This is a genomic window from Flavobacterium sp., from assembly GCF_046317795.1.
In the GTDB taxonomy this organism is placed as follows: domain Bacteria; phylum Bacteroidota; class Bacteroidia; order Flavobacteriales; family Flavobacteriaceae; genus Flavobacterium.
In genome coordinates, this window is sequence record NZ_JBKCVI010000103.1 from 16,987 (window position 1) to 27,861 (window position 10,875).

Here is a 10,875-nt window from a genome sequence, read left to right on the forward strand (position 1 = left end):
TTTTTGGTTAGTTATAAAAATAGATATTGTCAACATAAATGACCGAACCATCACCACCTTCTAAAATAAGTTGAGCAAGTTTAGACCGACTTAATAAACCAGGCATTGCAGAGAAAGGAATATCAATGGACATCCAATTTTGTGAAACTAAAAAAGGCGCTGTAAAAGTAGTAGAATGTCTTGTATCATCTCCGCCACCAAAAACACCATTGGCACCAAAATCAACTACTATCACTCTAAGTTGTCTTCCCGGAGCAATTGGGCCTGGTATAAATGCATCTAAATGTACATGTGTCATGGAAGTGGCATTTACTGTTGGGTTGCTAAATTCAATACCAACAAAATTAAAGATGGTATAATTTAAAATATTATCTCCCTGAACTGAAAAATCGTTGGAAACAGTAGTTTGCCATGGCTGCCAATAGCCGTTATAATAATTTACTGGTACGTTATTATAGGTATCTGAAAAAATAGAAATGACATTCGCTTGATTTCTTGTAGGAATTGGCGCGCTAACAAAAACACCAGAACAATTAATGGTTAAACTTCCTAAAGCGGTTGCTCCTTTAAAACTAGCAGTAATTACAGCTGTACCAGCACTATTCGATGTAACTACACCTGAGGAATCAACAGATGCTACGCTCGGGTTGGAAGAGGTAAAATCCATAAAAGCTGGACTTACTGCTACTGCCTGATTGACTCCACTAGGTAAATTAAATGTTACTCTCACATTTTGCACACTTGAGCTAACTCCAACAAACGTAGTTTGAGAAACATTATTCCCATTCATGATGGAAGCTTGACCTGGTGCAATAGTCCCTAATTTTTCAAATTTCAAATCATCAATCCAAAAAGTATAACCAAATCCGTTGGTTCCCTCACTACCAGCTGAATATCTAAACATACCTCTTTCTTTTACAAGTTTAGATGCATCGGGTATTGGAATAATTACTTTTTGCCAATTTGTTCCCACGCTTACATTTTTAATAGTTGTAATGTATTTATTTGGGAAAAAATCTTCACCAAAACCAAACTCACCAATAGTTACTCCCTGACTAGCTTTAACATAAAAAGTTAATGCGTCATAGCCCGTTAAATTACGACCTGCTCCTTCTGTTCTAAAAATGGCACCAGCATAGTTTCCTTGAGGATTATTACTATTTGGAACATCAAAACGCATGGAGGCATTACTATTGTATCCTACTTGTCTATCAACCGACCAAGCTGTAAATAAGGAGCCCACAGGATTAGAGGCATCTGGACCATAAGGAAAGTAAAAATCTGTTCCCATCCCTATAACATCTTCGATGAAGATTTCTGCTGTTTTGGGATAAGTAGCTAATGTAGCGTCATCCGACATCTCTCTTTCGCAACTAAAATTGATAAGTAAAATCAATACTAAAAGAAGCGAATTTCTAAATAATTTAAAATTTGTGTTTTTCATCTTTTCAATTTTTTAATTTTTAATTTATTTTCCAATGTTTATGTGAACATAAGTTCTAATTTCCCATTCAGAACCATTACCAAATCCAACTGGACTGAGTGGTGGAACTGCTGGAAATGTATTTTCTGGAACAAAAGTTGGAGAATACCTAGGTGAATATTGGTCAAGTGAACGCCAAATTCCCATAATACCTATTCTAGTATCTGGTAAAATGAACCAACTTGGTTTTCCAACAGAAGTTGATATGTCTAATGCTGTTTGAACAGGGAAAGTTAAGTTAAAATCTCGGTGGTAGTCAAATGGTCCCCAATCGTTAAATTTAACAGAGGAAACCACTTTTACTTTTTTATATATCATCCTAACATCGCCACCAACTCTATTTATTGTTCTTTCGGAGTCGCCATTTGCTTGACCGTTACCAAAATAAATGTTAGCAATTATTCCTAAATCGGGAGTAAGTTTGGATACTATTCTGGTATTTGATTCCCATAAATCTTGAGCTGGTGCAGATCTTTCAAAAGCAAAAAGACTTCTATTGGCTAAAAACCCTATGGCAGCATCTTGTGTTGTAGGTAAATGACGGTAAACAAATCCAGTATTAAATGCAAATTTAGCATCTTCTACCATATCATTATTCCATTCGTACATCCAGGTTGCTGGTGTTGGGTCATAGGTTAACAAGAATTCACCACCAACAGTTTCTCGATTGACTCTTACAATAAAAGGGTCTTCTAAAATATTTCTTAATCTTCCTGGGGCATCCACGCCATTTGGCATTGCGTCAACAAGTGGTTTTTGCCATAAAAAGTTGGGAGCTAATTGTAAATTAGAATTTACATTATAAGTTAATCCTGTTAGCACATTCATTTGATTTCCACTTCCTGAATCTTTTAAACGCCATCCTGTAAAAGTTTGAGTTAAATCGACACCACCATTGGCAACTAATCCTTGTAATGCTCCTTGAGCGTAAACATTAAATCTGCCTTCTGAAAAAGTTAATTTAGCTTTTCCACCCCAATTGTCGCTCGATTTGACTTTATCTACTTTTACCACATCACCATCCATCATTTGGAATTCTCTACCGTTTAAAGGTTGTCCGCCCCAAATACCACCTAATTCAATTCCAAACGAACCTAATTTTGTTTTAAAATGAACTGTTGCTCTTCTTGTTATGGGTTGAGGGATAAATAAGGAGGTAATGGCACCAGCAGCACTAGCTATATCTTCGTGATACACTGCAGTAGCATCAACCCTGCCAATTTTCTTGCTGTATTTTAGCAAATAAGCTGGGTTCGCTCCCCACCATAATTGTGGACCAAAAGCGGCTTTTAATCCATCCAAACTTCCTTTACCATCTATTTCTAAACCTAATGTTTCTCCGTTATAAATGTCTAAATTTGGCCCATAATTCGTTTCTGGATACAACCCAAAGAAATCACCTTCATAGCCCCAATGGTAATGACCAACTCTGTAAAAACCTCTTACTTCAAAATCCTTTGTGTTCCATTTGTATGAGGCATTATAAACTTGAATTCTGTTTACATCAGTAGTTAATACATTTCCATCTTCTGTAACAACAGTTTGAGCTCTACCTCTATTTTCATAAAAAATTTCGTTAATGGGATTATTTGCTACATTGCCAAGAATATTAAAGTTTACGTTTGCTGTCATGTTGGATGATGGATTTCCTTCAACTCCAATAAAATAAGATTGCATATGATCAAAACCTGTTTTATTTGGATATGTATTGGTATTTGGATCATCAACTTCAGGAGTCGTTAGTAGACTTCCACCAGTAGAAAAAGTAGTGAATTCGGCTCTTAAATTGCTGATTTTTAATTTTTCTCCATCATTACTAGCTAAGGCAGCTTTATCTCCTCGAGCACGAAGAGATGCATCCGTAAGATTTGCTTTTTCGAAATTACTATTTAAAGCAGTTACATCAACTCCACTGTCAAATGGATTAAACTTATGTAAATCTTTTAATACATAATAAGCCGCTCTAGGATACAGTTGGTATGACCCATTTGCACTAGTAGGTCCTTTGGCACAAATTCCAAACCATTCCTCGTTCATATTGTTTTGACCTTCAGTGAAATCTTTTTGATAACCACCATTTGACCAGGAAGCATTACTATCATGGGTGTCTAAATTTTTGGTTTGACCAAATTTCCACCAACCATCACTAAACTGAAATGTAAAACCTCCTAAACAGTTTTCTGATTTGCCTAAACCAGCAGCGTTTTCATATATTTCTTTCCAATTTCCTTTCAGATAAAAAGCTTGAGCATTTTGGTCTTCTTGATTGGTTAATACATTGAAAGCATCAGCACCAAACTCAGTAAATAAAACTGGTTTACCATATTCTTTTTTTACTCGTTCAAATAAATCTCCAAATGAAACCCCTCTATAAACATTGGTTCCAAGTATATCAACGTCTTTACATTCTTTGGCAATTATATCAAGAAAAAGCAAATCACCATTGCATATTGCAATTGGATGTGAAGTATCTATTGATTTCATGGCTACAACAGCAGAATTAAAAAACTTGTACATAGACTCAGCTCTTACCGTTGATTTTCTATCTTTAATTGGAATATCTTCTGTTTCTGCACCATCCCAAAATAAGCCGTAATTATTTTCATTTCCAAGTAAAAACAATAACAGACCTTTTGTATCCTTGTATTCAGAAATCATCTCTTTCACCTCTTTCATTAAAAGAGCTTGTGTTTTACTATTTGAATATTCAGTATTAGGTGTCCAAACACCATCTAATGTTAATCCATATCGACCAAATGAATGATTTAGCATAGTGTAAATACCATAATTAGTATAAACATATTCTATCCATTTTTTTGGCATACCAGTATAAACACGAATAGTATTTACACCCATATTCTTTAACAATCCCATTTCTTCATCTAGAGCTTGTTTAATAAATGCATCAGGTTGCTTCCAGAGACTATAGGAATAATTTGTTCCTATTGGAAAATAATCCCAATTCATTCCATTTACAATAAAATCTTTTCCATCAACGACAAGTTTCATCCCTTTACTGTCATTCACGATAGCAACTTTATTGCTTTGAGAATAAACAGATGTTGAAAAAATTAGAACTGCAAATAGTAAAATAAAATTTTTCATAATAGTAATTTGTTTGGTTTTATAAATCTAAATTAAATTTGAATGTTACATTATTTAGACAAATTTTTTGTTTAAAAAACAATTATGAGCCGCTATTTTTTTGTGTTTCAGTAAAAAACAAAGACTTAAATTGTGATATTGTAAATTTACATTTTTTATAATTTGACTTTCAAATTATATATTAAAGAAACTATACAAGATGATTTTAAAATCATAAATGTGGCTTACATTAGATAAATAAAGAAAAAAGTACTAAATTAAGTGATGACCTACTATAAAGATAAAACACTTTGTATAGTTTATGTATAGGCAATATATACTAATAAGAGATTTTTAAATTGAAAGAATGTATTCAACAAGGCCAGTTTCGTGTGGTAAATCCATTTTTTTACGCAAACGATATCGTTTAATTTCTACGCTTCGCACAGAAATATTTAATAAAGGTGCAATTTCTTTTGATGATAAATTCAATCTCAGATAGGCACAAAGTCTCAAATCATTGGGGGTTAATGATGGATGTTGTTGCTTAACTTTCTTTAAAAAATCTTTATCAGCTGAGTCAAATGCTTCTTTGAATACATTCCACGCATTGTCGACTGAAACGTTTTTATTTATTGTTGTATTTATAATTGATTTAATGCTTCTAGAACTCGACTCATCGGACGATTTCTTCAAATCTTCTCTAATTAGTGATAGTAACTCATCCTTTTTAATTAAGTTCATAGTTGATAAAGCTAACTCTCTATTTTTTTCATTCACATCCAATGAAAGTTGCTCATTTTTTAATTTCATTAATTGTTGCTCATTTTCCAACTCTTTTATTTCAAGCAGTAGATTATTTTCTTCTATTAATTTTTGCTTTTGTTTTGAATAATAATTTCCATAAGCTTTATTTATATAATAAGCAAAAACACACATTAAGAGGAAATAGATGATTAGTGCAAAATTTGTTCTGTACCAAGGTTTTGATATTTTGAAAGAATAAACAACATTACTTTCTGGTTGGGAATTGATTAATTTTGTTCGTAATTTGAATGTATAATCGCCTGGTGGTAAATTTTTAAAGTTAATGGTTGACTTAGAGCTCCAATCGCTCCAATTATCTTGAAATCCTTCTAATAAGTATTGATATTCAGTAATAATATATTTATTATATCCAGGAACAGTATAGCTAAATGTAATATTATTTTCATCATGTGAAAATTTTCCTTTCTCAATTATTGGAAAACTAATTAGTTTACCATTAAGCTTATTGATGCTAATGTTTGTAAGAACTACATTGATATTTTTGAAATTTAATCCATCAATATTAAATGTATAATATCCATCAGTAGTTCCTATAAGATAATTTGAATTGTTTAACTGAGTAATATTTTCATATCCCAGCATAGAATTTGTAATTGATGATGGAATAGAAATCACATTTTTCTTTAATTCAGCATTTAATTTATTTACTGTAAAATAGTTAATATAATTTTTTGTAAATAACCATAATTTGTTTGAACTGTCAATTATTAATTTCCCAGAAGTATATTCATTATTTTTAAAAACTAAGCTTAAGGTGTTATCAAATTCAAACTCTTTTGTGTTTTGATTTAGCTTAAAAATTCCATCCTTGTAGGCATAATATATTGCATTATTGAATTTAGAAAGACCAGAATTTTTCCCTTTTTTAGGTTTATGATAAGTGTATAGTTTAGATCCTTTTCTAAAATCAGCGTCTAATTGAAAGCGAAAGATACCTTTGTATTCATGACTTACATATATTTCATTTGAATTTGTAATTTCGAAATGTTTAGAGGAGTAGCTAAAACCTGAAATTTTATTTCTAAAAACCCAGCGATTATTAATTTTCTCCAATACCGATATTCCATAATAATTTCCTTGAAGCAATAAATTATTTTTATTTGGAACAACTTCAAGTTTCCAAGTTCCCGATTGAGAAAAAATTTGATTAGAAGACTCATTTTCTATGATAAATGTCCCTGAGTCATGACCGCAAAACAAGTTTCCTTCATGAACAAATAAAGACCAAACTTGACCTTTTGTTCCTTTGATAAATTTGAACTGACTGTCATTCAAAAAATCTTTGTAAAATAAACCTTGATTAGTTCCGATATACAATTTACCTTTATGAAGAACAGAAGCATAAACGGTTCCTAAAGCCCCTGTATCATCAAAAAAACTTCGGATTGGAGATTGCAAATTGATACAATTAATTCCATTATCTAATCCAAGCCATATATTGTGATCAATATCCTCAAAAATGGATAAAACAGTGTTATTACTCAATCCTTTACTTTGTGTAATATGGTATTTTACCTTTCCCTCTCTTGTTAAAATAAAAACACCATTAGAGATTGTTCCAATAGCAAAGTTGCCATTTTCAAGCATTTGACTGCTATAAATACTACTTAACGAAATAGCTGAATCTGCTTCAGTACTAAATTTCACTAAACTCCCATTGGTGAATTTATAAAAACCATCAAATTGAGTATGAATTAGCAATCCATCAGTAACAGCAAAAACATTAACAATTTTGTTGTTCTTAAGTAATGTACTATTTAATACAAGCCGACTTGACCCATTTTCTATTTCAAACAAATCGTAATTTACAGTTTGATAATAAATAGAGCTTGAGGTTTTAAAAGATTTTAAAATATTATTTTGTGGTGTTACGATTTTGAAAGCTTTAGTTTTGGTATCATAAATATAAATTTTGTCTAGGGATTGAAAAATAACCCATTGATCATAATTCCATATATTCCAAAACTGTTCATCTACATTAATTTTAGATTTAATTTTCTGGCTTAAGGAAGTGTATTGAAGTCTTCCGTTTTTTTCTCTTACCCAATAGCCAAATTCCATGTAACATCCAGTAAATATTTTATCGCCAATAACTTTAACTGATCGAACAATTGTTTCGTTTGGTGATTTATATAATGTCCAATTAGAACCATTAAATTCTAATAATCCGTCATTATTTGCAAAATAAATAAAATGATTTTTATCCTGAGAAACCATCCAATTTTGATTTCCTGCAGTATATGTAGTAGAACTATATTTAACAATTGGGGGTAAATCTTGAGCATAAATACTACTAGTAAATACTACTAGTATTATCATACTTATTAATCTTTTGTTAAATAAAATCTTATCAGCCATAGTAATACAATATTACAAATTCTAAAAATAGTATTATTATTTATAGTTAATTTATTTATAAAAAAAGCACGGAATAAATCCCGTGCTTTTCAAAAAAAATAACTTAAACTTATTCTTTAATAAATCTTGTAGAAGAAATAGTTCCTCCAATAGTAGTTTTTACAATATAAACACCAACTTGAAGCGATGCTACATCTAATGAAACCAACTCTTTATTTGGAGTTTCTGAAATTACTTGTTGTCCCAAAAGATTGTAAACAGCAACTTTTTCAACAGTAGCTAATGCTTCTATATTTAAAACATTAGTAGCTGGGTTTGGATACATTTTTACTTTAGAAAGTTCAAAATTTTCAGCATCTAGTACGGTGTTTTTGTGCAAATAAAGATTGTCATAATAAACAATGTCTAAATTAGATGTAATTACGAATTGAGCAAAATCATTAACACTTGGACAAGCATTTCCTGGAGGTGTATTAATACAATTTAAAGCTGTAAAAGGAATATCTATAGAAATCCAAGCTCCTTCGGAACCGCTTGTTAAAACGTTAGCATTTGTTGCAGTATATTCAAATGCATTCGTTTCACCAGTAGTGTTATTCCAGTTAGAAAATTTAAAACTAAAAACTTTATCTTGAGTTGGTGTAGCCGTCCAAATGTCTATATGAAAACGAGTAAACCCAGTAGCATCAAATCTTCCTGCTAAAAAGGCAATACCTTCACATCCTAAACCAGTAACCTTATTTGTATTGTTGCCAGCAACTTGAATTAAAGTTGTCGAACCCGGACACCAAGAAGTATTGTACGTATTATCATCACCACCCGAATAACCTATTGTAGTGACTGGCGTGTAAGCATCACTAAAAATTGATTTAACGTCAGCAGCAGGTCTGTTTGGAGGTGTTGGAGCAGCAGTTGTTGGAGCAGGAACTACAGGAGGCGTTCCAAGTGGGCCTCTAATATTATCTACATAAAACGTTCTTGCAGGAGTAGGAACAGTTGGATTAAAAAATCCTACGGCACCTGGAGCCCAATAGGTGTGTATAACAAAACCACTGTATGTACCATTTGCTGGTGCTGGTTGACCATCTAGAGAAGTATTAAATGTGAAAGATATTGTTTGCCATGTACTTCCACCTGGATGCGAAGCTGAAGCAGCTACTATAGCTGGACCACCTACTCCTCCTGTTACTTTAACTAAAAATGTAATTGGATCAGCAGAAAAAACATCCATTGTCATGGTCTTAGTAGGTGTTAAGTTAACCAATGATGTCAAATTTAAATTTATACCTTGCCATGGCTGACCTGCAGGATTTCCAACAATTTTCAATACTTGAGAAGTATTTGTACCAGTACCCGTTTCAACTACAGGTGCTGGTCCATCACCAAATGGTCCACCATTTACACCACCAGTTTCTGTTGTTTCAAAACCTAAAAGTAAATCTAAAGGCGCTGGTGGCGCTACAACAAGTTGTAAAGTCACATTGTCAATGAAAAAACCAACATTACTTAATCCGCCTTCAAAACCCAATTTCATTGCTGAAAAAGTTTGCCCAACTGTGAATGTTGCTTCGTAATTTGTCATAGTTGTTGTAAGGTTGTAATCTTGTTGGTGTAGAGCAGTAAATCCACCACCATTTTCACCAAAATACAATTTTAATGGACGTGCACTTGTTCCTCTTGCATCAAAAGTTACTTTGTACGTTTGACCAGCTGTAAGAGACGAAATTTGAGATGGAGACAATTCTTGATTGAGTTGAATGTGCCATGTTTGACCACCTGCTCCCGCAATACCAGTCACATTAGCTTCATTATTGGCTGCGTTTATTGTTGCAGATACTCCAGCAAAATCTGCTAAGTATGTGGTCCAAGAAGTTAAACCATTACCAAAGTCACCATTGGTAATAATGTTTTGTGCAGAGCCGCTGATTGCGAACATTGCAAATAACAAATAAGTAATTTTTTTCATGATTAATTTTTTTATGTTGAATTACAAATATAATTAGTAGTTGTGTAACTTCTTTTTTATCATACTATATAAAAACTATACAACTAAAAATAGTACTAAAACGTTTGAAATAGTGACTTAAACTATTGTTTTTATTGATATTTATTAAATCGATTATTAAAATGTTAATAATGTTTTGTTGTGGTAATGTATAGTTTTTTTATCCTTTTACCAATAAATAAGAATCATAATTTACTATTTATCATTAAAATTAGATAAAAAAAACACTTTCCTTAAAAATAATGCTAATAAATTGTGTGTTCTTCAAAATAATATATGCTTCAAATTACAAAAACAAGAATTAGATAATATAATTACTCAACACATATTAGTTATCTTTGCCAACATTTACTTTTTTGCTATGAAGAGTTCAGAAATTGCTACATTAGAACCGAAAAAAAACATCTTAATAAAAGGCGCTCAAATTCACAATCTAAAGAATTTGGATGTTGTTATACCCCGTAATGAATTGGTTGTAATAACAGGACTATCGGGCTCAGGGAAATCTAGTTTAGCTTTCGATACTTTATATGCTGAAGGTCAACGACGTTATGTAGAAAGTTTATCCAGTTATGCGCGACAATTTTTAGGAAGATTAGACAAACCTATAGTGGAATACATCAAAGGCATTGCGCCAGCCATTGCAATAGAACAAAAAGTGAATACCACTAATGCGCGTTCAACAGTAGGAACATCAACTGAGATTTATGATTATTTAAAATTACTCTTCGCCCGAATTGGTAAAACATTTTCTCCTATTTCGGGAAAAGAAGTAAAAAAAGATACCGTTACTGATATTCTAGTAAAAGTAAAAACCTTTGCATTAGACAGCAAATGGTTGCTCCTATCGCCTATTCATCTTGAAGAAGGCCGTAAATTAGAAGACAAGCTAAAAGTTCTTCTGCAACAAGGTTTTGCTCGGATTTTAGTGAATAACGAAATGGTGCGTTTAGACGAACTAGACCAGCATTCACTAGACAATAAAGATATTCTTTTAATCATTGACCGTATTGTAGTTAAAGAGGAAGAAGAAGTCTTCAACAGATTGGCTGATGCAATACAAACTGCTTTTTTGGAGGGCAAAGGACTTGGTTATTTACCAGCTCTAGGTACCTCT

At 32.2% G+C, this 10,875-nt stretch carries 4 protein-coding genes and 1 pseudogene; 1 reads left to right on the forward strand and 4 read right to left on the reverse strand.

Annotated features, from left to right (window positions below; all coding sequences use genetic code 11):
* Positions 1-7 precede the first annotated feature (7 nt).
* The 4 genes from ACK5ON_RS06310 to ACK5ON_RS06325 form a co-directional block, all read right to left on the reverse strand.
* A complete protein-coding gene (locus ACK5ON_RS06310) occupies positions 8-1,444 on the reverse strand; it encodes a glycosyl hydrolase family 16 (RefSeq protein ID WP_396174957.1) in 1,437 nt (478 codons plus the stop codon).
* Positions 1,445-1,468: 24 nt separating this feature from the next.
* Complete coding sequence (locus ACK5ON_RS06315; RefSeq protein WP_409820903.1) at positions 1,469-4,588, reverse strand: glycosidase; 3,120 nt, start codon at positions 4,586-4,588, stop codon at positions 1,469-1,471.
* A 333-nt stretch (positions 4,589-4,921) separates the two neighbouring features.
* A complete protein-coding gene (locus ACK5ON_RS06320) occupies positions 4,922-7,714 on the reverse strand; it encodes a triple tyrosine motif-containing protein (RefSeq protein ID WP_409820905.1) in 2,793 nt (930 codons plus the stop codon).
* 148 nt (positions 7,715-7,862) lie between these two features.
* Positions 7,863-9,719, reverse strand: coding sequence for a carbohydrate binding domain-containing protein (locus ACK5ON_RS06325; RefSeq protein ID WP_409820907.1), 1,857 nt, complete (start codon positions 9,717-9,719; stop codon positions 7,863-7,865).
* A 400-nt stretch (positions 9,720-10,119) separates the two neighbouring features.
* Here ACK5ON_RS06325 and ACK5ON_RS06330 point away from each other — a divergent pair.
* A pseudogene (locus ACK5ON_RS06330) lies at positions 10,120-10,875 on the forward strand (excinuclease ABC subunit A); the annotation flags it as partial.